Origin of the sequence: Streptomyces shenzhenensis (genome assembly GCF_021462265.1) — a bacterium.
Lineage (GTDB): Bacteria > Actinomycetota > Actinomycetes > Streptomycetales > Streptomycetaceae > Streptomyces > Streptomyces shenzhenensis.
The window spans coordinates 42842-65476 of the sequence record NZ_JAJONF010000019.1 but is presented as its reverse complement, the minus strand read 5'-3'; the positions used below and the strand labels follow the sequence as shown (position 1 = coordinate 65476).

Sequence of the window (22635 nt, the reverse complement as noted above, 5' to 3'; positions counted from 1 at the left end):
TCCCGCGCGACTCAAGGCTCCGACTTGTCCGAACGCGACCCCTGGCCGCCGCCCCCCGAGCAATGAACCAGCGGCCCGCGCGCCGCCCCGCACCCCGCCCGCCGGAGGGCACCCCGGCACCCGCGGAACTGGCCAGAATGGCACGCTCCGGCCTGGCCGGCGCGGCCCGCGTCGCCCACTGGGCGGACGCCGCCCTCGGGCCCGGCAGCGACGGTGCGACCGCTGACGGCAAGGCCACCCTCTCCGACGCGTCCGCCGAAAGCGCCGCCGAGGAACTGGGCCTGACCGTCGCTCAGGTCCGCGCCGACTGGGACACCGCCCGCCTCGCCGGCCTGGTCGAGGTGCACGGCGACAGTGCGCGGCCCGGCTGGCGCCTGCGCGCCTGGGACCGCGACGACAGCGCCGTGCTGCGCGGCTGGGTCGCCCTCTTCGACGCGTGGTCGCTCGCTCACGCCGAGCCCGCGGAGTTCGAGCCGGCCGCCGTCGCCGAGGTCGTCTCGGCCATGCCCCAGGTGCTCTCCTTCCTCCAGCTGTCCGCCGGTCCCGTGCCGGTCGAGCAGCTCCTGGACCTGCTGGGACAGCGGGTCACCGAACTGCGCACCGAGCGCTGCGAGGTCCCCTACGACACGGAGAACGGCACCGGGACCGCCAAGCCCCTCGCCGCCCTGCGCTCCGCCGACGCCGACCCGGCCGACCACGCGGCGGCCGAGGACCCGGCCCCGGCCGACGAGGCCGAGCTCGCCCCCCTCCTCGACTGGTCCCTGCACGCACTCGCCTCAGTCGGCGCGCTGACCTACGGCGACGGCCAGGCCACCCTCACCCCGCTGGGCAGCTGGGCGGTCTGGGTCAAGCTGGAGCAGATCTGCGTCGCCGCGCAGAGCCCCGCCGGGAACATCGAGGTCGCCGCCGAGGAGATGCTGCGCGGCTGCGCCCAACTGCGCCCCAACGCGGCCCGCGCCGAGTACCGCGCGTGGCTCGCCGCCCGCCCCGTCGGCGGCGCCGTCACCGAACTCATCGACGCCGCGCGCGGCGAGGACGCCCTGCTGCGCGGCCTCGCCTTCGAGGCGCTGCGGGTCGTCGGCGCCCCCGCCGAACCGGACGTCCGCGCGGTCGTCGACGAGCCGACCCTGCGGCCGTACGCCCTGCTCTGGCTGGCCGAGCACGACGGGATCGACCCCGAGGACGCGCACGAGGTGCTCACCCGGGAAGAGGCGACCTGGCTCTGGGTGGACACGGCCGCCGCGGTCGCCGACCACGGTGAGGCACCGCTGCTCGTCCGCCACCTGGAGTCGGCGCTGCAGCCCACCGTCCCCGCCCTGCTCGACGAGGTGCGCGCGGTCGGTCACCCGCGCACCGTGCAGGTCCTGGTCGCGCTCGCCGCCGCCCACCCCGACCCGGCACTGGCCAAAGCCGTCCGCCGGGCCGCCTTCCAGGTGCACACCGGCGGTTAGCCGGAGGGGCGGATCAGGTGGCTATCTCCGGGGCGTACGTGCCGAAGCTCCAGATGTTGCCCTCGATGTCCCGGGCCATGTAGTCCCGCGAGCCGTAGTCCTGGTCCGTCGGAGGCATCAGGATCTCGGCGCCGTGGTCCGAGGCACGCTGGTGGTGTGCGTCGACGTCGTCCACGACGATGTACACCCCGGTCGGGCCCGCGCCCTCCATCGCCGCGTCGAACCGGCCGCCGCGGCCCTTGGAGCCCAGCATGATCGCGCCGTTGCCCTGCACCAGTTCCGCGTGGAGCACCATGCCGTCCTCGCCCTCGTACACCGACAGTTCGGTGAAGCCGAAGGCCTCCGTCAGCTGCTTGATCGCCGCCTGCGCGTCCGTGTACAGCAGCGACGGATAGATGCTCGGCCGCCCGCCACTCGTGCCCGCCATACCGATCACTCCTCTTGTGTCGGTCCCCCGAAAGCCGTCGTTCCGGCCTGGTCCCCAGTCTCGCACCCGGCACTGACAACGCCCCGAGCCCGCACCGTCGTTGCAGGTCAACAGCTCGGCGAGAGGTGCCGCAGCGTGCCATGTCCCCGGTCGGGCGCCCCTGGCGGGACCCCTGCCGGCGCCGCCGAGCCGGCCCGTTCGTCCACGTCCGAGGCGTCACCCGCCTTTGGAACCCCGCCCGGTACGGCAGTTGCGCTGTGCCCGCGCCGGTGAGCAGGGAACCGGGGACGGGGGCGGGCGACATTGTCGGCGTCGTCGTCGGACCGCACGGGGCACCGCCTTCTGCGCACACCGTTCCCCGCGGCCACTCTGCGGCATCCGCGGCGCCACTTCGCGCCGATGACCGGGGCGACGCCCGAACGGGCGATGTCCCGCCCCGCTCCCGCGTCACGTCCGCGCGCCCCGCGTCAGGCGTGGCTACGCTCTGCGCCTGACGCGGGGCACAGAGGCGCCCGACCGGGCGCCGAAGGGGTGAGGGGTGGCCGTTCTGCACCACGGGAGGACCGAGCCACCCGCCACGAAGGCCCACCCGGAGCAGCTTCCGCCCGCCGTCCCGGAGCAGCCGCAGATCGCCGTCCGCCGCCGGCATCAGCCCACCGCTCCGGAGCAGCCTCTGCCCACTGTTCCGGAGCAGCCGCCGATCGCCGTCCGGGAGCAGCCTCCGGCCGCCGTCCGGGAGCAGCCCCCGGCCGCCCCCTCGGGAGAACCCCCCGCCCGCAAACCCTTCAGAACCCTGCTCGCCGGTGCCGTCCTCCTCGCGGCCGTGCTCCTGCTCCTCGCCGGCGCCCACCGGATCCGCCCCGCCCCCTACGGCGACCACCTCACGCCCGGCCCGTCCGCGCCCACCGCACGCGCGCGTGGCGACGTCGTCGAGGCGTACGACGGGCGGACCCTGCGGTGGAGGTACGCGCGCGTGGGCCGCCGCCCGCTCAGCGTGCTGCCCACGCGCGGGCATGCGATCACCGTCTGGGACGACGGGCTCGTCACCGACACCGACGGCCGCTCCGTGCGCTGGCACCGCGCCCTGCCCGCGGCGACCGGCTGGCTGCGCGCCCGGGGCGGCGCCGGAGTCCTGCGCCCCCTGGGCCGGGGCGTCCTCGCGATCGTGACTCCGGCGCGCATCGCCGCGTACCGCACAGCCGACGGTGACCTGCGCTGGGTGCTGCCCGCCCGCGCCGGCTGCGCGTTCCGCCCCGAACGTGCCGTACGTCACGGTCCCGCCCTGCTGGTCGCCCAGCCCTGTGCGAACGCCGCCTGGACCGCGCAGCTCGTCGCCGTGGACGACCTGGGCGGAATCGCTCCGCACCGCGCACCGCTGGGCAACGACCCGCCCGGCGCGGGCCGTCCCGAACATCCGCGCACCGAAAAAGCTCTTGCGCCGCCCCGTTAGACTTGGCCCATGGCCATTCTCCTCGCGCATTAGACGGCGGGAACGTCCTCAGCCGCCCACCCGTCAAAAACCCGTACGCCCTGGAGTCTGTCCGTGATCTCCGCCTCCGGTATCGAGCTGCGCGCCGGTGCCCGCATCCTCATCGAGAACGCCACCTTCCGCGTCGCCAAGGGCGACCGCATCGGTCTGGTCGGCCGCAACGGCGCGGGCAAGACCACCCTCACCAAGGTCCTGGCCGGTGACGGCATCCCCGCCGCGGGCACCGTCACCCGCTCCGGCGAGGTCGGCTACCTCCCGCAGGACCCCCGCACCGGCGACCTCGACGTCCTCGCCCGCGACCGCGTCCTCTCCGCGCGCGGCCTCGACGTCCTGATCCGCAAGATGCGCGAGAACGAGCAGCGCATCGCCAACGGCCAGGGCGCCACCCGGGAGAAGGCGCTCCGGCAGTACGAGCGCCAGGAGACCGAGTTCCTCACCAAGGGCGGGTACGCCGCCGAGGCCGAGGCCGCCACCATCGCCGCCGCGCTCAACCTGCCCGACCGGGTGCTCGGTCAGCCCCTGCACACGCTCTCCGGCGGTCAGCGCCGCCGTATCGAGCTGGCCCGCATCCTGTTCTCCGACGCGGACACCCTGCTGCTCGACGAGCCCACCAACCACCTGGACGCGGACTCGATCGTCTGGCTGCGCGACTACCTGAAGACCTACCGCGGCGGCTTCATCGTGATCTCCCACGACGTCGACCTGGTCGAGACGGTCGTCAACAAGGTCTTCTACCTGGACGCCAACCGCTCCCAGATCGACGTCTACAACATGGGCTGGAAGCTCTACCAGCAGCAGCGCGAGGCCGACGAGAAGCGCCGCAAGCGCGAGCGCGCCAACGCCGAGAAGAAGGCCGCCGCCCTGCACTCCCAGGCCGACAAGATGCGGGCCAAGGCCACCAAGACGGTCGCCGCGCAGAACATGGCCCGCCGCGCCGACAAACTGCTGGCCGGCCTGGACGCCGTCCGGGTCTCCGACAAGGTGGCCAAGCTCCGCTTCCCGGAGCCCGCGCCGTGCGGCAAGACCCCGCTGACCGCCGAGGGCCTGTCGAAGTCGTACGGCTCGCTGGAGATCTTCACCGACGTCGACCTGGCCATCGACAAGGGCTCCCGGGTCGTCATCCTGGGCCTCAACGGTGCCGGCAAGACCACCCTGCTGCGGCTGCTCGGCGGCGTCGAGGAGCCCGACACCGGTGAGGTGATCCAGGGCCACGGCCTCAAGCTCGGCTACTACGCCCAGGAGCACGAGACCCTGGACCCGGACCGCACGGTCCTGGAGAACATGCGCTCGGCCGCGCCCGACATGGACCTCGTCGAGGTCCGCAAGGTGCTGGGCTCGTTCCTGTTCTCCGGGGACGACGTCGACAAGCCGGCCGGGGTCCTCTCCGGCGGCGAGAAGACCCGCCTCGCCCTCGCCACCCTGGTCGTCTCCTCCGCGAACGTCCTGCTGCTCGACGAGCCGACCAACAACCTCGACCCCGCCAGCCGCGAGGAGATCCTCGGCGCCCTGCGCACCTACAAGGGCGCGGTCGTCCTCGTCACCCACGACGAGGGCGCCGTGGAGGCGCTCCAGCCCGAGCGGATCATCCTGCTCCCCGACGGCGTCGAGGACCTGTGGGGCGCCGGCTACGCGGACCTCGTCGCCCTCGCCTGAGCTCCGATCCCGTCACCGCCGTTTGATCGAATGCCTGATCCACTGGTTATGGATCATTCGGCCTATCGGTGATCCATCATCTGTGTGAGATCTCCTCGTATCGAGGTGTGTCCTACATCGATTTCGCGGCCGACCCCTTTGTCGACAAGGGGTCGGCCGATTTCTGTGCCTGACCTGGCACTTCACGGAAGAACCCGTTCGGCCGCACGGATGACCCACGGCGGAATCGCAGATTCCGGATGTGGGGATGCACTCCTGTCGTCACAACGATGTCTCACGGACCTTGCCGAATGGGTGGCCATCACGACCCGGAGGGGTGATCATGAGGGGACCAGAGCGCACTTCCCATGAGGAGGCACGGGTGGCCGAGACTCTGAAGAAGGGCAGCCGGGTGACCGGCGCCGCGCGCGACAAGCTCGCGGCAGACCTGAAGAAGAAGTACGACTCCGGTGCGAGCATTCGGGCACTGGCCGAGGAAACCGGCCGCTCGTATGGCTTCGTCCACCGGATGCTCAGCGAGTCGGGTGTCACGCTGCGTGGGCGTGGCGGGGCGACGCGGGGCAAGAAAGCCGCGTCCTGACCCCGGGCGGCCCATCGGCTTCGATGGTGGCCACCCGGTCGGTCGAGTGATCGGCCGGGTGGTTACTGTGCAGTCACTTAGCATGCCGTACGGCAATGCGTGATGACCGCACACATCGGAGGCGCCCCATGGCTTCGCCCGACCAGGACCTCGCTCCTGTTCTCGACAAGGACGGCGTACGGCTCACCGTCGACGACGCGCTCGCCACGGTGACGCTGACCAACCCGGCCAAGCGCAACGTCCAGAGCCCCGCACTGTGGCGGGCGTTGGCAGAGGCCGGGCGGTCGCTGCCGGGGTCGGTCCGGGTCGTCGTGCTGCGCGGTGAGGGCCAGTCCTTCTCCGCGGGCCTCGACCGGCAGATGTTCACGCCGGAGGGGATCCCGGGCGAGCCGACCTTCATCGAACTCGCGCGCCGTGACGACGCCGGACTCGACGCGGCCATCGCCGGATACCAGGAGGCGTTCACCTGGTGGCGACGGAACGACATCGTGTCGATCGCCGCCGTGCAGGGGCACGCCATCGGGGCCGGCTTCCAGCTGGCCCTCGCCTGTGACCTGCGCGTCGTCGCCGACGACGTGCAGTTCGCCATGCGCGAGACGAGCCTGGGACTGGTCCCCGACCTGACCGGCACCCACCCCCTCGTCTCGCTGGTGGGCTACGCCCGGGCGCTGGAGATCTGCGCGACCGGACGGTACGTCCAGGCCGAGGAAGCGGTCGCTTCCGGGCTGGCGAGCGTCGCCGTGCCGCTGGGCGAACTCGACGCGGCGGCCCGCGACCTGGCCGGCGCGCTGCTGGCCGCGCCACGGGACGCGGTGGTGGAGACCAAGGCGCTGCTGCGGGGCGCGGGAGACCGTACCTATGACGAGCAGCGGGCCGCGGAGCGGCAGGCGCAGGCGCGGCGGCTGCGGGACCTGGCAGGAGTGGGCGAGTAGTTCACCGCGGGCCGGCGGGGCCCGGTCACGCCCGCGCGGCGGCAGCCGCACATCGGTCCGGCCCCCGCTCCTGACAGGGCGCCTCAGCCGACGCTCGTCACCAGCACGGCCACCGTCGGCTGATCGTCCAGCGCCTCGCCGACGGCCGTACGGACCCCTCGGGCCACCTCCACGGCTCGCGGGCCGTCGGCCAGCGCCACTTCCACCCGCACGTGCCGGCGCGGCAGCGCGGTGTCGAAGTGCACCTGGCGGCTCAGCGCCCCCGTCACCCGCGCCACCCCCGGCACCGCCAGCGCCGCCGCCGTCACCCGGGCCCCCTCGGGATCCGTCCCCTCCCGGATGGACGGCGGCCGAGGCGCCAGGACTGCCTCCGGCTCCGCCGTCTCCTCCTCCAGCAGGTCGGTCACCCGCAGGTCCACCTCGGTCACGGCCAGCCCGAGCCGTTCCGTGGCCGCGGCCAGAGCCCGGCGCAGCCCGGAAGCCGTCGTCGGCAGGGGCACGGCGGCCGTCGCGGCGAAGTCCGCCGACAGCCGCAGCGGGCCCGGCGGTACCGCACCGGGCGGTGCCGGTACGGCGGCCTCCGTAACGTCCGCCGGATCCGCCGGGGCGATCCGCACCGCACCCAGCCGCACCCCCGCCACCTCGGCCGCCGCCCGCCGCAGCACCGCGTCCGCTGCCGCCTCCGTGAGCCACGCCGCGTCGTGCGGCCCGCCCAGCGGCAGCAGTCTGCCCAGGCCCAGAGGGTGCCGCACCGTGGCTGTCCGTCGGTTCACCGTCATTGCTCCAGCCTGCCGCATCTTCGGCGCGGCAGGGCATCCGCACGTACCTTGGTCACAGGACGACGACGGGAAAGGACGCACGGCGATGACCGAGATGGCGGCTGAGCCCGAGAAGGACCCGACGGTACAGACCCGCAAGACCGTCAGACGCGGCGGCGGTGACCCGGCGACCCGGGGGCGGACGACGATCGCCGACGGAGTCGTGGAGAAGATCGCCGGACTGGCGGCCCGGGACGTGGTGGGCGTGCACGCGATGGGCAGCGGCCTCGCCCGCACCTTCGGTGTCGTGCGCGACCGGGTGCCCGGCGGCTCCAGGTCCGTGTCCCGGGGCGTGAAGGCCGAGGTCGGCGAGGTGCAGACCGCGCTGGACCTGGAGATCGTCGTGGACTACGGCGTGTCGATCGCCGACGTGGCCCACGCGGTCCGGGAGAACGTGATCGCCGCCGTGGAGCGCATGACCGGACTCGAAGTGGTCGAGGTCAACATCGCGGTGAGTGACGTGAAGCTTCCGGAGGAAGAGGACGAGGAGCCGGAGCCCCGGCTCCAGTGACCGCTGAGGGAGCGCATCATGAGTATGGCCGTCGTCGGCATGATCGCCGGCATGGCGCTCGGCTTCGCCGGGTACTTCGGCGGGTTCGGCGCCTTTCTGCTGGTGGCGGCTCTCGGAGCCGTCGGGTTCGTCGTCGGCCGGTTCGCGGAGGGGGACCTGGAAGTCGGCGACTTCTTCCGTACCCGCGACGACCGGCGTGACCGCCGGCGATGACCTCCGCGAGCGGTGAGACGCGCGGCGCCCCGACCGTCGTGGCGCCCGGCGAGCGCGGCGCCCTGCGGATCGCCGACCGGGTGGTGGCGAAGATCGCCGCACAGGCGGCCCGCGAGGCGCTCGGCCCCCTCCCGAAGGACGCCGTACCCCCGCACGCCACCGTGGTCACCCGCCAGGACACGGCCCGCGTCCGGGTCCACCTGGAACTCGACTACCCGTCGGACATCGGCGCCCGCTGCGCGGCCGTGCGTCGGCATGTGGTCGAGCGGGTAGGCGCGTTGGTGGACATGGACGTCCGGGAGGTCGCCGTTCACGTCGAACGGCTGCACCCGGCCCAGACCCAGGGGAGGGCGTGATGAGCGCCGAACAGACACCGGTCATCGAGAAGCCACCGTCACCGGCCGCCGCACCCCAGGCCGGCCACGAGCCCCGCTTCTGGTCCCCGCGCCGCGCCCCCGCGGCCCTGGTCGCGGTCCTCGTCCTGGTGATCGCGGGCGCCTTCCTCTACGACATCGGGGCCGTACGGGCCCACCACCCCGCCATGCGCTGGCGCCGCGAACTCGCCCACCAGCTCGCGGCACAGCCCCTGGACGGCACCTGGGTCCTGGTGGGGGCGGGCATCGCCGCCGCCCTCGGCCTGTGGCTGCTGGTCCTGGCCGTCACGCCCGGCCTGCGGGACCTCCTGCCCATGCGCCGTACCCACCCCGACGTCCGCGCCGGGCTGCGCCGCGACGCGGCCGCCATGGTGCTGCGCGACCGGGCCATGGAGATCTCGGGCGTGCGCCGGGTGCGGGTACGACTGCACCGCTCCCGCGCGCATGTCCTCGCCGTCTCCCACTTCCGCGAACTCGACGAGGTGCGCGGTGACCTGGAGGCGTCCCTCACCGACGCGATCCGCGCCATGGGGCTGGCCCGCCCGCCCGCACTGACCCTGCACGTGATCCGCCCCGGCCGGAAGGGGTGACGTGGTGCTCGGCACCGTCAACCGCGTACTGATCGCCCTCGCGGGCCTTCTGCTCCTCGCCCTCGGCGGCTCGGTCCTGGCCGTCGGCCTCGGCGCTCCGCCCCCGTCCTGGTGGATCCACAACGGCCGCCACGACGTCCTGCTCACCCAGGCCGAGCGCACTCACTGGCGTGCCGCGGGCTGGTGGTGGCCGACGGTCCTGGCCGCCCTGGCCCTCCTGGTGCTGCTCGCCCTGTGGTGGCTGACCGCGCAACTGCGCCGACGCCGCCTGACCGAGGTCCTGGTGGACACCGGGGACGGCGAGGACGCGCTGCTGCGCGGCAGGGCCCTGGAGACGGTCCTGGCGACGGACGCCGCCCACCAGGAGGGCGTCGCGCACGCGGAGGCGGTCCTGAGGGGCACGCGTACGGCACCTCGGGTACGGGTGTGGCTCCAGCTGGAGGCGGACGTGGCCCCGGAGACGGCTCTGCGGGACCTGACGAACCAGGCACTGACGCATGCCCGGGACTCGGCGGCGCTGGAGAAGCTGCCCGCGGAAGTCCGACTGACCTCGGTGAAGCACCGTGCCGAGAGGGTCACTTGAAGCAGCCGTCAGGTGAGCGCCCCGACAGGGGCGCGGGGGCTGTGCCGATGTGCGGCTTCCACCGCGTGCGCGCGACCAGCCCCCGGGCACCCGCCTCCGGAGTACCGACCGTCAGAACCCGTGCCTCATGCCCCCGTCCACGGGCACCATGATCCCCGTCAGATAGGAGGCCGCCGGAGAAAGCAGAAACGCCGCCACCCGACCGAACTCCTCCGGAGCCCCGTACCGCCGCAATGGAATCCGCGACTCGTGCTCGGCCCGTGTCGCCTCGGGGTCGGCGGACATGGCGTCCAGCTCCCGCACCCGGTCCGTGTCGATCCGGGACGGCAGCACCCCCACCACCCGGATCCCACGGGGCCCCAGCTCGTCCGCGAGCGACTTGGCGAACCCGGCCAGCCCCGGCCGCAGCCCGTTGGAGATGGTCAGCCCGGGAATCGGCTCGTACACCGACCCGGACAGCACGAACCCGATGACCCCGCCGTCCGCCAACTCGGCCGCGGCCGCGCGGGCGAGCCGTACGGCCCCCAGGAACACCGACTCGAAGCCGGCCTGCCACTGTTCGTCCGTGTTGTCGGCGAGGAACCCGGCCGGAGGCCCGCCCACGCTCACGAGGATGCCGTCGAAGCCTCCGAACCGCTCACGCGCGACGGCGATCACCCGCTCCGGCGCCGACGGATCGGAGTTGTCGACGGCCACGCCCACGGCGTTCGGCCCCAGCTCGGCCGCCACGTCGGCGGCCCGCTTCTCGTCCCGCCCGGTCACCACGACCTTCGCCCCGTCCGCGACCAGCTCGCGCGCGGCCGCGCGACCCAGCCCGCGGGTCGCTCCGGTGACGACGTACACCCGGTCCTTCAGTCCAAGATCCATGCCCCCTATCCTGCCTGCTCGCCGTCGAAGAGCGTGAGGGCGGTGTTCACCAGGCCGATGTGACTGAACGCCTGCGGGAAGTTGCCCAGCTGGTGCCCGGTCTCCGGGTCGTACTCCTCGGACAGCAGTCCCACGTCGTTGACCAGGCCCACCAGCCGTTCGAACAGTTCCTTCGCCTCGTCGGTGCGGCCCGTCATGTGCAGCGCGTCGGCGAGCCAGAACGAGCAGGCCAGGAAGGCGCCCTCACCGCCCGGCATCCCGTCGACGCCGATCGCGTCGGTGTCGTAGCGGCGCAGGAACCCGCCGTGGCCCAGTTCGTCGCGGATCGCGTCGACCGTGCCGACCACCCGGGGGTCGTCCGGCGGCAGGAAGCCGACGCGCGGGATCAGCAGCAGGGAGGCGTCGAGGTCGCGGGAGCCGTAGTACTGCGTGAAGGTGTTGCGCTCCGGGTCGTACCCCTTGTCACACACCTCCCGGTGCACCTCGTCACGGAACGCGCGCCAGCCCTCCAGCTCGCCCTCCAGCTCCGCGCGGTCCTCCAGGGTCCGTACCGCGCGGTCCGCGGCCACCCACACCAGCACCTTGGAGTGCACGAAGTGGCGGCGGGCGCCGCGCACCTCCCACAGCCCCTCGTCCGGCTGCCGCCACGCCTTCTCCAGGAACTTCATCAGCGCGCACTGGATGGCCCACATGTGCGGCTTGGTGGGCAGACCGGCGCTGCGGGCCAGCGACAGCGAGTCCATCACCTCGCCGTACACGTCCAGCTGGAGCTGGCCGACGGCACCGTTGCCGACGCGTACCGGGCTGGAGCCGGCGAAGCCGGGCAGCCAGTCCAGCTCGAACTCGGGCAGCCGGCGCTCGCCCGCGAGGCCGTACATGATCTGCAGGTCCGCCGGGTCGCCGGCGACCGCGCGGACCAGCCAGTCACGCCAGCGCTCGGCCTCCTTGCGGTAGCCGGCGGCGAGCAGGGCGCCGAGGGTGAGTGTGGAGTCACGCAGCCAGCAGAAGCGGTAGTCCCAGTTGCGCACCCCGCCCAGCTCCTCGGGCAGCGAGCTGGTGGCCGCGGCGACGATGCCGCCGGTCGGTGCGTAGGTGAGCGCCTTGAGGGTGATCAGCGAGCGGACGACCGTCTCCCGGTGAGGGCCGTGGTAGGCGCAGCGGGCGGTCCAGCGCCGCCAGTCGGAGACGCTGGAGCGCAGTGCCTCGTACGGGTCCGTGAGCGGTGGGCGCGGCTCGTGCGAGGGGTGCCAGGTGAGCACGAACGCGACCCGCTCGCCCTCGCCGACGCTGAACTCCGAGTGGGTGCCGAAGTCCTCGCCCCAGGTGCGGACGGACGGTTCGCTGCGCAGCCACACCGAGTCGGGGCCGGCGACGGCGACCCGGTGGCCGCCGGAGCGGCGCATCCACGGGATGACCGAGCCGTAGTCGAAGCGGAGCCGGAGCGTGCTGTGCACGGTGACCCGGCCGCTGACGCCCTCGATGACGCGTACGACGTCGGGCGCGCGGTCGCGCTGGGGCATCAGGTCGGTGACGCGGACCGTGCCCTCGTCGGTCTCCCACTCGGTGTCCAGGACCAGGGTGTCGGGCCGGTAGGCGCGCCGGGTGCAGGTGGTGGCGCCTCTCGGGGCGATCCGCCAGTGGCCGTGGTCCTCGTCGCCCAGGAGCCTGGCGAAGCAGGCCGCCGAGTCGAAGCGGGGCAGGCACAGCCAGTCGATGGAGCCGTCCCGGCCGACCAGGGCCGCGGTCTGCTCGTCGCCGATGAGCGCGTAGTCCTCGATACGGGGGTGCACGGAGTTGCGGGTTCCCGGACGGACGTGGGGCCAATCAGGGGATGGGCCGGGTGAGTGACGGTCCCAGGCCCGAGAAGATCACACCCGGGTGCGACGGCGTCTGGTTCAGCACCCACAGGCCGATCAGCGTGGCCAACGCGAACACCACGGCGATCAGCACCGCGAGGACGATCCGCCGTCGGCGTTCACGGCGCAGCCACTCTCCGCGCGCCGTGCGGTAGGCGTCCGGGGCGGCCTGGACACCGTCGGCGAGGGCGGCCAGCGCCTCGCTCAGCTCCCGTTCGGTGCGGTCCGGACTGGTGCCACGCGACGGAGTCGCATCTCGATGCGTCATCGCCGGGTCTCCATCGCCTGGGTCAGCGCGGCGAGGCCGCGTGAGGTGTGCGTCTTCACGGAACCGCAGGAGATGCCCATCGCCGCGGCGATCTCACTCTCCTTCAGCCCGAGCCAGTGCCGCAGCACGAGTGCCTCGCGCTGCCGGGCGGGCAGTTGCTGAAGCGCGCCGATCAGGACGCGCTGGTCGTCCCGGAGCAGTGCCGCGCTCTCGGCGGAGACGACGGCCTCCTCGGGAGGGGCCTCCACGTGCTTGCGGGCGACCTGCAGGTGCCGTATCCGCATCCGGGCCAGATTGCACACGGTGGAGCGCAGATACGCCTCCGCCGCCTCGACCTCCCGCAGCCGCCGCCACTTGCGGTAGATCTGGTAGTACGCCTCGGCGACCACGTTCTCCGGATCGTCCGCGCCGAGCAGTACGGCCAGGCGCAGCATCGAGGAGTAGTGGAGTTCGAAGAGGCGCGCGAGCCCGGCCTCGCGTTCCAGCTCGGCCGGGTCGGTCAGCGCGGGCGCGAGGGGCTCGACGCGTGGCTCCGGCACGGGCATCGGGTGTCTGTGTCTCACGGTCGGTTCGCTCCCGTCTCCGGGCGCCGCCTGACGGTCAGGCGGGACGGCAGGTCGGTCAGGTCGGCGCCGCGCGGGACGCCGAGACGTTCGAGAAGGGCGGTGCCGGCCACCGCGACGGTCAGGTTGAGGACGAGGGCGGCAAGTCCGGCGTAGACCTCCAGCGGCCCGAAGCCGAGGGCCACGATGGACGAGAACCCCTCGCGCACGACCATGAAGGTTCCGGCCAGCATCCCCGCGCCCCACCCGGCGAGCAGCGCCCGCGGATGCAGCCGCCCGGTGAACAGGCCGACGGCCACAGCCGGGACGATCTGCAGGATCCAGACCCCGCCGAGCAGCTGGAGGTTGACGGCGTCCTGGTCGCGCAGCCCGAACACGAAGGCGACGGCTCCCACCTTGGCGGTGAGCGAGACGGCCTTGGCGATGCGGACCTGCCGCTTGGGCGTGGCCGTCGGGTGGACGTACTCGACGTACACGTTGCGGACGAAACTGGTGGCGGCCGCGATCGACATCACCGAGGCCGGGACCAGGGCCCCCACGGTGATGGCGCCGAACACCAGCCCGGCCAGCGGCCCCGGCATCAGCCGGTCCACCAGCATCGGCACGGCCGCCTCGGCACCGCCCTTCGGCGCCCGCACGCCCGCCGTCAGCGCCGCGATGCCGAGGAACCCGAAGAGCGCGAGCAGGCCGGTCCAGGCGGGCAGCGCAACGGACACCTTGCGCAGGGTGCGCGGGCCGTCGGCGGCGAAACCGGCGGTCAGCACGTGCGGATACACCAGCAGGGCGAGGGCGGAGCCCAGGGCGAGGGTGGCGTACGCGGGCTGCTGGGCGGGGGAGAGGAGCAGCGCGGGGCCGCCCAGCCGGCGCGCGGCGCCGTCGAAGACGGGCCCCGGGCCGCCGAACCGCTCCAGGACCAGCCAGGTGACCGCGGTGAGCGAGACGAAGACGGCGACCGCCTTGAGCGCGGAGATGACCGTCGGCGCCCGCAACCCGTGCCGGTACGTGGCCACCGCCAGCCCCGCGAACAGCGCCACCATCACCAGGTCCCCGGTCACGCCCTGCGGAGACACGCCCCCCGCGGTCAGCACCGCCCGTATCCCGAGCAGCTGCAGCGCCAGATACGGCATGGTCGCGAGGATCCCGGTCAGCGCGACGACCAGGGCCAGCGACGGCGACCCGTACCGTCCGCGCACGAAGTCGGCGGCGGTGACGTAGCCGTGCGTGCGGGCAACGGTCCACAGACGGCTCAGCAGGACGAAGGCGATCGGGCAGACGATCACGGTGTACGGCACAGCGAAGAAGGCCGCCGCGCCGTTGCCGTAGGCGAGTCCCGGTACGGCGGTGAAGGTGTACGCGGTGAAGATCGTGCCGCCCAGCAGGAACCAGGTCCACACGGGGCCGAGGCTCCGGTCGGCCAGTGCCCAGCCCTCCAGGGACGGCAGCCGGTCGCTCGGGTGCAGGCGCCGCGCGGTCACGGCGAGCAGCGACGCCCCGCCGATCACGGCGAGGAACGTCGCGGTCATGGCGCCACCTGCCATGGGTCACCGTCCTTGGTGTTCCTGAACCCTCGCGCAAGAGTTGCGCGGACTTCCCGAACGGATGACAGGGAACCGGGAGGAAATTTTCCGGATATTCGCTGTCAACCGGTCTCGGGGAATGGGCAACTCTTGCACAGACCGACAGCGAACAGGAGAGGAGCGCAGGTCATGGCACGGACCGGTCATCACCGGCTACGGCGCGTCGCGATCGCCGTACTGCTCCTCGCACCCGCGGCAGGCCTGCTGTGGGTCCCCTGGTTCGCCGGCGCGGAGCCGCGGCTGGCGGGGACGCCGTTCTTCTACTGGTACCAGCTCGCCTGGGTGCCGGGGTGCGGCCTCTGCCTGCTCGCCGCGTACGCGCTGATCGACCGACATCGCTGATTCGCCCTGCATTTTCACACCCGTCGAGGTGAGGAGCCGCCATGCCCGTATCCGCCCTTGAGCTGCCCGAAAAGCCACGAATGTCCCCACGCTCGGTCCTGCTGTGGTCCACCGTCTCCCTGCTCGGCGCGGTCGCCTGGGGCGTTCTGGCGCTGTCCCGGGGCGAGAAGATCTCCGCGGTGTGGCTGGTGGTCGCGGCCCTCGGTTCGTATGCCATCGCCTACCGCTTTTACTCCCGCTTCATCGTCCGCCGCGTCCTGAAGCCGGACGACCGACGCGCCACACCCGCCGAACGCCTGGAGGACGGCGTCGACTTCCACCCCACCGACCGCCGTGTGCTGCTCGGTCACCACTTCGCCGCGATCGCGGGCGCCGGACCGCTGGTGGGCCCGGTCCTCGCGGCCCAGATGGGATACCTGCCCGGCACGCTGTGGATCGTCGCCGGGGTGATCTTCGCCGGGGCGGTGCAGGACATGGTGGTCCTCTTCCTCTCCATGCGGCGGGACGGCAAGTCGCTCGGGCAGATGGCGCGGGACGAGATCGGCCGGCTGGGCGGGGCGGCGGCGCTGATCGCGGTGTTCGCCATCATGATCATCCTGCTGGGTGTGCTGGCCCTGGTCGTGGTCAACGCCCTCGCGCACTCCCCGTGGGGCACCTTCTCCGTGGCGATGACCATCCCCATCGCCCTGTTCATGGGCTTCTGGCTGCACCGCATCCGCCCCGGCCGGGTCGTGGAGACCAGCTTCATCGGCGTGGCCCTGCTCCTGCTGGCGATCATCGGCGGCAGCTGGGTCCAGGACTCCTCGCTGGCGTCCGCCTTCACCCTCAGCCCCACGACCCTCGTCTTCTGCCTGATCGGCTACGGCTTCGTCGCCTCCGTGCTCCCGGTGTGGATGCTGCTGGCCCCGCGCGACTACCTCTCCACCTTCATGAAGGTGGGCACCATCGCGCTGCTCGCGGTCGGCGTGGTCGTGGCCGCTCCGGTCCTGCACGCGGACGCGGTCAGCAAGTTCGCCTCGTCGGGAGCGGGCCCGGTCTTCGCCGGCTCCCTCTTCCCCTTCCTCTTCATCACCATCGCCTGCGGCGCCCTGTCCGGCTTCCACGCCCTGGTCTCCTCCGGTACGACTCCCAAGCTGATCCAGAAGGAGTCCCAGGTCCGGATGATCGGCTACGGCGCGATGCTCATGGAGTCGTTCGTCGCGATCATGGCGCTGATCGCCGCGGCCTCCCTGGAGCCGGGCCTGTACTACGCCATGAACGCCCCCGCCGGCCTTCTCGGTACGACGGCCCAGTCGGCGTCCCACGCCGTCGCCGGCCTCGGCTTCACCATCACCCCCGACCAGCTGACGCACGCGGCCAGGGCGGTGCAGGAGCAGACCCTGATCGCCCGTTCCGGCGGCGCCCCGACCCTCGCGGTCGGCATGTCGGAGATCTTCTCCGGCATCTTCGGCGGCACCGCGATGAAGGCCTTCTGGTACCACTTCGCGATCATGTTCGAGGCGCTGTTCATCCTGACCACGGTCGACGCGGGCACGCGGGTCGGGCGCTTCATGCTCCAGGACATGTTCGGCAACGTCTGGAAGCCGGTCGGCCGGGTCAACTGGAAGCCCGGTATATGGCTGTGCAGCGGCCTGGTCGTGGCCGCCTGGGGATACTTCCTCTACAGCGGCGCCACCGACCCGCTCGGCGGAATCAACCAGCTCTTCCCCCTCTTCGGCATCGCCAACCAGCTGCTGGCCGCCATCGCCCTCGCGGTCTGCACGACGGTCCTCGTCAAGTCCGGACGGCTGCGCTGGGCCTGGGTCACCGGGATCCCGCTCGCCTGGGTCACCGCGGTCACCTTCACCGCGGGCTGGCAGAAGATCTTCTCCGGCGACGCGCGCGTCGGCTTCTTCGCCCAGCGCGCGAAGTACGCCGACGCTCTCGACGCCGGCCAGGTCCTGCCGCCCGCCAAGTCCCTCGACGACATGCACACCGTGGTCACCAACTCCACCGTCGACGGCGTGCTGATCGCGCTGTTCCTGCTGCTGGTCGCGGTCGTGCTCGTGAACGCGGCGGTGGTGTGCGCACGAGCCGTGGGGTCGCCGGCCGCGCTGCCCACGACCGAGGCGCCGTACGTCGAGTCCCGTATCGACGCGACACCGGAGCTCGTGGAGGTGGGGCCGTGAGGACCTGGGCGCGGGCGGTGCGCTGGTACCTGCGGGAGTTGACCGGCGAGACGGAGTACGACCGCTACTGCGAACGGCAGGCACGCCACCATCCGCGGGCTCCGCTGCCGACCCGACGGGAGTACCAGGTGCTGCGCACGCTGCATCGCGAGACCCATCCGCAGGGCCGGTGCTGCTGACTCCGTACCGCTGACGGCTCCGTGGCGGCCCGCTCCCGGCACCGGGGCGGGCCGCCGCCACAGGCGACCTCGTCGACCCCTGCCACTTCTCCCCGGGAACGAGATGCTGAGACGCCGCCCCTCCCTGGTGATCCGCCCCGCGCTGGACGACCACGCCCTGCACGCGACCCTGACCGAACTCCGCCCCGCGCAGCAGCTCCACGGCCTCGGCGCCGGGCGCACTCGTCCGCTCTGGGAGCCGGTCGCGGAGCTGCTGGGCAAGACCGGACGGGACTGGGACCGCCGGGTGCACCGGGTCTCCGTGCTGGCACGGAACCTGCCGCCCTCGGTCTGTGAGCGGTGGTCCGCCGACCGGCCCGGCGACGGGGACGCCCTGGTGCTCCGGGCCCGGGTGCGGTCGGCCCGGGCCGTCGCCGAGGGGCGGGACGGGGCCCGTGCGGCCGAGCGGGCGTGTCTGCGGGCGGCCGAGCGCTGCCCCGAGGACCCGACCCCGTGGCTGGCACTGCTGGAGCTGATGCACTCCTTCGCCGTCCCGGTCCGTGACGCGGTCCCGGTGTGGATCGAGGCCGTCACCCGCGCCCCCTGGCTCCGCACCGCCTACCACCAGCTGCTGCGCTACCTGTCCCCGCGCGGACACGGCACGGTCGCCGACATGCTGGACTTCGCCCGGCAGGCCGCGGCCCGCGCACCGCACGGATCACCGCTCGCCCTGCTCCCCGTCGCGGCCCGCGTGGAACTCGGCGCCCACCGGCAGCGGCAGATGTCCCTCGGGACCGACGCCCACTGGCGTGAATCCCGGGCCGCCGACGAGGTGGCCGCGGCCCTGACCGACTGGTTCGGTACCGCGGCCGCGCCCCACGCGGAGGCCGTCGCCGACCTCAACGTCCTCGCCTTCGCCCTGATCCGGATCCACCGCCCGGCCGAGGCCGCCGCCGTCTTCCGGCGCATCGGCCCTTACATGACGCCCCAGCCCTGGGACCTGCTGCCCGAGCCGCAGCGCACGTTCCTGTACTGGCGCGACCGTCTCGGACGGTGAGCCTCACACCGACGCCGGTTCCGCTTCCGCCGCCGCCTCCTCGGCCGCCGCCTCCGCACGCGCGCGTGCCTCACGGCGGACCAGCACGAAGAAGCCGTAGGGGACGCCCGCGGCGAACAGCCACCACTGGATCATGTACGCGTAGTTCAGCGGGGCGTCTTCCTTGCCCGGGTCGGAGATCTGCTCCGGGGTGTCGCCCTTGGGCTGGGGTGCCGTCTGCTCGATGTAGCCGCCGAGCACCTGCTTGCCGAGCCGGCGCGCCTGCTCCGCGCTGTTGATCAGCATGACCTGCCGGTCGGGCAGGCCCTTGAGGTCCTTGATGCCGCTCGCCGCGGTGGTCTCGTCGGGCATCAGCCGGCCCTGGATCGTGACCGTCCCGGCCGGCGGGGCCGGGATCTTGGGGAAGGCCGTCTGGCTCGGGCCGTCCGACGGGATCCAGCCCCGGTTGACCAGCAGCACCTTGCCGTCGGACAGGACGAGGGGGGTCAGCACGTGGTAGCCGACCTCGTCGTCGGAGTTGGTGCGGCGCCGGACGACGACCTCGTCGGCGGTGTCGAAGGTGCCGGTCGCGGTGACCGTGTGGTACCGCTCCTTGCGGGTCACGGCGTGCCCCGGTCCCGTCACCTGCTCGACCGGCACCGGCTTGGCGCCGAGCGCCTCGGCGACCAGCTGGTTGCGGGCACTGCGCTCCTCGTACCGGTGCTTCTGCCAGAACCCCAGCCGGATCATGGTGGGGATGAGAAGCAGCGAGATGAGGGTGAGGATCACCCACTGCCGGGTCAACAGGAAGCGGTACACGAACAAAGACCGTACCCCTCCCGTACCGGCCCTCCGAGGGAGGGTCCCCCAGAGGGCCTACCGCGGCCCGGTCCCGGCGGTCGCGCGGGCCGTACGGTCACACGCGGTCGACGATGCCGGCCTTCCCGGCCTCGCGGGCGCAGTGGGCGCCGCAGAACCACTGGGTGTCGGCCTCGACGCCCTGGCCGATGATCGAGACCTTGCAGTGCTCGCAGCGCGGGGCCATGCGGTGGATCGCGCAGGAGAAGCAGTCGAAGACATGGACCGCGCCCTGCGCGTGCACCTCGAAGGTCATTCCGTAGTCATTGCCGCAGACTTCGCATTTCGCCATGCGCCACAGCGTGGGCGGTCGGCCGCGCGGGGGCGAGCGGGCGCCGGGCGAGTCGTACCGCAATCACCCGTCCGTACGGCCCGTACGGACGGGTGTACGGCCGCCGGCGCGGTCATTTCCCGGTGGCCGGGGCCACGTCCCGCAGCAGCTGCCCGAAGGCCGCCTCGTCGACCACCGGCGTCCCGAACTGACGGGCCTTGAGGACCTTGGACGTGCCCGACTCCGGGTCGTTGGTGACGAGCAGACTGGTGAGCCGCGAGATGCTCGTGGAGACGTGCAGACCGGCCTCCACGGCCCGGTCCTCCAGCAGCTCCCGCTCGATCGAGGTGTCCCCGGAGAACGCCACCCGCATGCCCTGCTTCAGCGGTCTGCCGTCCTCGTACCGCCCCGGGTTCGGAAAGGGGCACGCCGGCCGCTTGCGGGACGGCCGCCAGCCGCTGGGCCGGTAGCCGCCGTATCCGCCGTGCCCGGCGCTCGCCTGGGACCCGATCCGGGGCGTGTCCGACCACTCGGTCAGCGGCCGGCACTCCAGCAGCGGCAGCCGTACGTTGCCCGCCGCCGCGGCCCGCAGACTGGGCCGGAACGCCTCCGCGAGCACGCGCGCGTCGTCCAGCGCGTGGTGCGCCCGCCGCTGCACGACACCGTAGTGCGCGGCCAGGGTCTCCAGTTTGTGGTTGGGCAGCGGCAGGTCCAGCTCCTTGGCGAGCGCGATCGTGCACAGCCGCTGCCGCACCGGGGCCTCGCGCCGCGCCCGCGCGTACTCACGGGCGATCATCTGCCAGTCGAAGACCGCGTTGTGCGCGACCAGCACCCGGCCGTCCAGCCGGGCCGAGAACTCCTCGGCGATGTCCGGGAAGAGCGGCGCGCCTTCGAGTGTCTCGCTCGTCAGACCGTGGATCCACACCGGACCCGGATCGCGCTCGGGGTTGACCAGCGTGTACCAGTGGTCCTCGACCTCGCCGCGCTCGTCCAGCCGGTAGACGGCCGCGCTGATGATCCGGTCGTCCCGGGCCAGTCCGGTGGTCTCCACGTCGACGACGGCGTAGCCCTTGGGATACGCGGCCGGCCACGGGGTGCCGGGGGACACTGCGGTCGTGCGGTCTTCGAGCATGGTCACTGAGGATACGGGCCCGCACCGACAGCCCTGTCCGCCAGGTCGCCCGCTGCCACTCGTTCGAACGTCCCGCGGATCCGTCCTTCCTGACGGCCCGTCGCCCGGCCGCGGATTTTGTCCTGATTGCCCTTCGCGTGGCTATGGACCTTTCTGCCGCTCGGTGCAAGCGTGCACCCCGCCCGGCGCGCAGACGGTCGACGGAAGGGCGGTACGGCGGATGGCACGCGTACGGTACGGCGCTCGGACCGAGGCGGAGATCGCGGCCGCCCGCACCACGAAGCTCCCGGACGTCTGGTCCACCGGGGTGGTGGCCGTCTGGGAGACCGACCCGGACGCGGTCGCGGCCGTTCTGCCACCGCCGCTCAAGCCCGCCGGCCGGCCCCTGGCCCGCGTCAGCATCAGCAAGGTCGAACTGCCCGGATACCCGCTCGGCGCGGGCTCGTTCGCGGTCGCCGCCGCGCACGGCACGGTCGAGGGCTGGTACCCGCTGGTCATGCCGATGACCCACGAGCGTGCCCTCACCGGCGGCCGCGAGGTCTTCGGCGAGCCCAAGAAACTCGGCGAGGTGACCGTCGAACGCGACGGCGACCTGCTCCGCGCGGCCCTCGCCCGGCACGGCGTCGCCTTCGTGGAGGTACGCGGCACGGTCGACGGCCCGCTGCCGCTGCCCGAGCCCGCCCCGAAGACCGACTTCTACTTCAAGTTCCTCCCGGCGGTGGACGGTTCGGGCTTCGACGGCGACCCGCTGCTGGTGCACTGCGTACGCGAGGAGAGGGTCCGCCGGCTGGAGCGCGTCACCGGGGAGGTGGTCCTCCGTGAGTCGGCGTACGACCCGGTCGCCGACCTGCCGGTGCTGCGCCTGCTGGATCTCACCCTCGGCGAGAAGACCAGCGGCCAGCGCGGCCGGGTCGCCGAACGGGTCGACGCGCGGACCCTGCTGCCGTACGTCCACCAGCGCTACGACGACCCGCGCCAGATCCACGACGCGCCGCCGGAGGAGAGCGAAGGGAGCGCGGTCTGATGGAACTCCGTGCCGGACAGGTCGCCGTCGTCACCGGCGCGGCGAGCGGGATCGGGCTCGCGATGGCCCGGCGGTTCGCCGCCGAAGGGCTGAAGGTGGTCCTCGCCGACGTGGAACCGGCCGCCCTGGAGAAGGCCGCCGACGCACTGCGCGCGGACGGCGCCGACGTGCACGCGCGCGTGGTCGACGTGGGCGTCCGCGAAGAGGTCCTGCGGCTGGCCGAGTCGGCCTACGACACCTACGGAGCGGTGCACGTCCTGTGCAACAACGCCGGGGTCGGCTCGGGCGCCGAGGGCCGGATGTGGGAGCACGAGCCGAACGACTGGAAGTGGGCGTTCGAGGTCAACGTGTGGGGCGTCTTCCACGGCGTGCAGGCTTTTGTGCCCAGGATGATCAAGTCGGGTCAACCCGGTCACGTGGTCAACACGTCCTCCGGCGACGGCGGTATCGCACCCCTGCCCACGGCTTCCGTGTACGCGGTCACGAAAGCGGCCGTCGTCACCCTGACCGAGTCCCTGTACGCCCATCTGAGGGCCGAGCACGCGCGCGTGGGCGCCTCGGTGCTCTTCCCCGGGCCGCACATGCTGCGCACGGGACTGTGGGAGTCGCACCGCAACCGCCCCGACCGCTACGCCAAGGAACGGCCGCGCAGGACGCCGTACCGCAGTCTCGGCCAGTGGGAGGCGGCGATGCGCGAAGCGGGCAAGGAGGTCCGGTTCACGCCCGTCGAGGAGGTCGCGGACTTCGTCCTGGCGGGCATCCGCGCGGGCCGCTTCTGGCTGCTTCCGGAGAGCGAGCACAGCGACGCCCAGATCAGGGCGCGGGCCCGCTCGATGCTCGGCCGGACGAACCCCTCGTACCTCGAAAGCTTCATCCTGGACTGAACAGGGGGCA

General features: G+C 72.7%; 26 protein-coding genes. 16 read left to right on the top strand and 10 right to left on the bottom strand.

The window, feature by feature from the left end; all coding sequences use genetic code 11:
* The first annotated feature begins 62 nt into the window (after positions 1-62).
* A complete protein-coding gene (locus tag LQ326_RS24160; RefSeq protein WP_234539632.1) occupies positions 63-1451 on the top strand; it encodes a hypothetical protein in 1389 nt (462 codons plus the stop codon).
* A gap of 13 nt (positions 1452-1464) precedes the next feature.
* Here the strand turns inward: LQ326_RS24160 and LQ326_RS24155 are convergent, their stop codons facing one another.
* A complete protein-coding gene (locus tag LQ326_RS24155; protein WP_234539631.1) occupies positions 1465-1878 on the bottom strand; it encodes a VOC family protein in 414 nt (137 codons plus the stop codon).
* Positions 1879-2416: 538 nt separating this feature from the next.
* Between LQ326_RS24155 and LQ326_RS47980 the strand changes: the two genes are divergently transcribed.
* The 4 genes from LQ326_RS47980 to LQ326_RS24130 all read left to right on the top strand — a co-directional run bounded on the left by LQ326_RS47980 (position 2417) and on the right by LQ326_RS24130 (position 6532).
* A complete protein-coding gene (locus LQ326_RS47980; protein WP_308402007.1) occupies positions 2417-3328 on the top strand; it encodes a hypothetical protein in 912 nt (303 codons plus the stop codon).
* 93 nt (positions 3329-3421) lie between these two features.
* On the top strand, positions 3422-5020 hold the full coding sequence (locus tag LQ326_RS24140; RefSeq protein ID WP_234539628.1) for an ABC-F family ATP-binding cassette domain-containing protein: 1599 nt from the start codon (positions 3422-3424) through the stop codon (positions 5018-5020).
* A gap of 361 nt (positions 5021-5381) precedes the next feature.
* On the top strand, positions 5382-5600 hold the full coding sequence (locus LQ326_RS24135) for a helix-turn-helix domain-containing protein (RefSeq protein ID WP_046727957.1): 219 nt from the start codon (positions 5382-5384) through the stop codon (positions 5598-5600).
* Positions 5601-5728: 128 nt separating this feature from the next.
* A complete protein-coding gene (locus tag LQ326_RS24130; protein WP_234539627.1) occupies positions 5729-6532 on the top strand; it encodes an enoyl-CoA hydratase/isomerase family protein in 804 nt (267 codons plus the stop codon).
* Positions 6533-6615: 83 nt separating this feature from the next.
* Here LQ326_RS24130 and LQ326_RS24125 read toward each other — a convergent pair whose 3' ends face one another.
* Entirely contained in the window at positions 6616-7311 is a 696-nt protein-coding gene (locus LQ326_RS24125) for a nucleopolyhedrovirus P10 family protein (protein ID WP_234539625.1), read from the bottom strand.
* Positions 7312-7396: 85 nt separating this feature from the next.
* Between LQ326_RS24125 and LQ326_RS24120 the strand changes: the two genes are divergently transcribed.
* Genes LQ326_RS24120 through amaP form a run of 5 tightly spaced genes read left to right on the top strand, consistent with a single transcriptional unit; the run spans position 7397 to position 9621 of the window.
* Positions 7397-7861: an Asp23/Gls24 family envelope stress response protein gene (locus tag LQ326_RS24120; RefSeq protein WP_234539624.1), complete on the top strand. Its 465-nt coding sequence runs from the start codon at positions 7397-7399 to the stop codon at positions 7859-7861.
* A gap of 18 nt (positions 7862-7879) precedes the next feature.
* Positions 7880-8074 (top strand): hypothetical protein, encoded by a 195-nt coding sequence (locus LQ326_RS24115; protein ID WP_234539623.1) that lies wholly within the window; start codon positions 7880-7882, stop codon positions 8072-8074.
* Positions 8071-8430, top strand: coding sequence for an Asp23/Gls24 family envelope stress response protein (locus LQ326_RS24110; protein WP_234539622.1), 360 nt, complete (start codon positions 8071-8073; stop codon positions 8428-8430). The genes LQ326_RS24115 and LQ326_RS24110 overlap by 4 nt, the downstream gene beginning before the upstream one ends.
* Positions 8430-9038: a DUF6286 domain-containing protein gene (locus LQ326_RS24105; RefSeq protein WP_234539620.1), complete on the top strand. Its 609-nt coding sequence runs from the start codon at positions 8430-8432 to the stop codon at positions 9036-9038. The genes LQ326_RS24110 and LQ326_RS24105 overlap by 1 nt, the downstream gene beginning before the upstream one ends.
* A 4-nt stretch (positions 9039-9042) precedes the next feature.
* Positions 9043-9621 (top strand): alkaline shock response membrane anchor protein AmaP, encoded by a 579-nt coding sequence (gene amaP, locus LQ326_RS24100; RefSeq protein ID WP_234539772.1) that lies wholly within the window; start codon positions 9043-9045, stop codon positions 9619-9621.
* A gap of 111 nt (positions 9622-9732) precedes the next feature.
* On the opposite strand, the gene LQ326_RS24095 is transcribed toward amaP, so the two are convergent.
* Genes LQ326_RS24095 through LQ326_RS24075 form a run of 5 tightly spaced genes read right to left on the bottom strand, consistent with a single transcriptional unit; the run spans position 9733 to position 14713 of the window.
* Entirely contained in the window at positions 9733-10488 is a 756-nt protein-coding gene (locus LQ326_RS24095; RefSeq protein ID WP_234539619.1) for an SDR family oxidoreductase, read from the bottom strand.
* A 5-nt stretch (positions 10489-10493) separates the two neighbouring features.
* Complete coding sequence (locus LQ326_RS24090) at positions 10494-12278, bottom strand: glycoside hydrolase family 15 protein (RefSeq protein WP_234539618.1); 1785 nt, start codon at positions 12276-12278, stop codon at positions 10494-10496.
* Between the two features lie 34 nt (positions 12279-12312).
* Positions 12313-12612 carry a hypothetical protein gene (locus tag LQ326_RS24085; RefSeq protein WP_234539617.1) on the bottom strand — a complete coding sequence of 100 codons (300 nt, stop codon included), beginning with the start codon at positions 12610-12612 and terminating at the stop codon, positions 12313-12315.
* A complete protein-coding gene (locus LQ326_RS24080; RefSeq protein ID WP_234539615.1) occupies positions 12609-13157 on the bottom strand; it encodes a SigE family RNA polymerase sigma factor in 549 nt (182 codons plus the stop codon). Before LQ326_RS24080 ends, LQ326_RS24085 begins: the two co-directional genes overlap by 4 nt.
* A gap of 14 nt (positions 13158-13171) precedes the next feature.
* On the bottom strand, positions 13172-14713 hold the full coding sequence (locus tag LQ326_RS24075; RefSeq protein ID WP_234539614.1) for a sodium:solute symporter family protein: 1542 nt from the start codon (positions 14711-14713) through the stop codon (positions 13172-13174).
* A gap of 168 nt (positions 14714-14881) precedes the next feature.
* Here LQ326_RS24075 and LQ326_RS24070 point away from each other — a divergent pair, with 168 nt between their 5' ends.
* The 4 genes from LQ326_RS24070 to LQ326_RS24055 all read left to right on the top strand — a co-directional run bounded on the left by LQ326_RS24070 (position 14882) and on the right by LQ326_RS24055 (position 18477).
* Complete coding sequence (locus tag LQ326_RS24070) at positions 14882-15094, top strand: DUF3311 domain-containing protein (protein ID WP_234539612.1); 213 nt, start codon at positions 14882-14884, stop codon at positions 15092-15094.
* Between the two features lie 41 nt (positions 15095-15135).
* The gene (locus tag LQ326_RS24065; protein WP_234539611.1) at positions 15136-17262 is read left to right on the top strand and encodes a carbon starvation CstA family protein; all 2127 of its coding nucleotides are present in this window, start codon (positions 15136-15138) and stop codon (positions 17260-17262) included.
* A complete protein-coding gene (locus tag LQ326_RS24060; protein WP_234539609.1) occupies positions 17259-17441 on the top strand; it encodes a YbdD/YjiX family protein in 183 nt (60 codons plus the stop codon). Before LQ326_RS24065 ends, LQ326_RS24060 begins: the two co-directional genes overlap by 4 nt.
* 103 nt (positions 17442-17544) lie before the next feature.
* The gene (locus LQ326_RS24055; RefSeq protein ID WP_234539607.1) at positions 17545-18477 is read left to right on the top strand and encodes a hypothetical protein; all 933 of its coding nucleotides are present in this window, start codon (positions 17545-17547) and stop codon (positions 18475-18477) included.
* A gap of 3 nt (positions 18478-18480) precedes the next feature.
* On the opposite strand, the gene LQ326_RS24050 is transcribed toward LQ326_RS24055, so the two are convergent.
* From LQ326_RS24050 to LQ326_RS24040, 3 genes are all read right to left on the bottom strand, one after another.
* Positions 18481-19275: an SURF1 family cytochrome oxidase biogenesis protein gene (locus LQ326_RS24050; protein WP_234539606.1), complete on the bottom strand. Its 795-nt coding sequence runs from the start codon at positions 19273-19275 to the stop codon at positions 18481-18483.
* A 97-nt stretch (positions 19276-19372) separates the two neighbouring features.
* Positions 19373-19606: a hypothetical protein gene (locus tag LQ326_RS24045; RefSeq protein ID WP_181807610.1), complete on the bottom strand. Its 234-nt coding sequence runs from the start codon at positions 19604-19606 to the stop codon at positions 19373-19375.
* 112 nt (positions 19607-19718) lie between these two features.
* Positions 19719-20717 carry a DEDDh family exonuclease gene (locus LQ326_RS24040; protein ID WP_234539605.1) on the bottom strand — a complete coding sequence of 333 codons (999 nt, stop codon included), beginning with the start codon at positions 20715-20717 and terminating at the stop codon, positions 19719-19721.
* A gap of 220 nt (positions 20718-20937) precedes the next feature.
* Here LQ326_RS24040 and LQ326_RS24035 point away from each other — a divergent pair, with 220 nt between their 5' ends.
* Together LQ326_RS24035 and LQ326_RS24030 are read left to right on the top strand one after the other, a co-directional pair.
* Positions 20938-21741, top strand: a complete 804-nt coding sequence (locus tag LQ326_RS24035; protein WP_234539603.1) for an acetoacetate decarboxylase family protein — start codon at positions 20938-20940, stop codon at positions 21739-21741.
* Positions 21741-22625: an SDR family NAD(P)-dependent oxidoreductase gene (locus LQ326_RS24030; RefSeq protein ID WP_234539602.1), complete on the top strand. Its 885-nt coding sequence runs from the start codon at positions 21741-21743 to the stop codon at positions 22623-22625. The genes LQ326_RS24035 and LQ326_RS24030 overlap by 1 nt, the downstream gene beginning before the upstream one ends.
* Positions 22626-22635 lie beyond the last annotated feature (10 nt).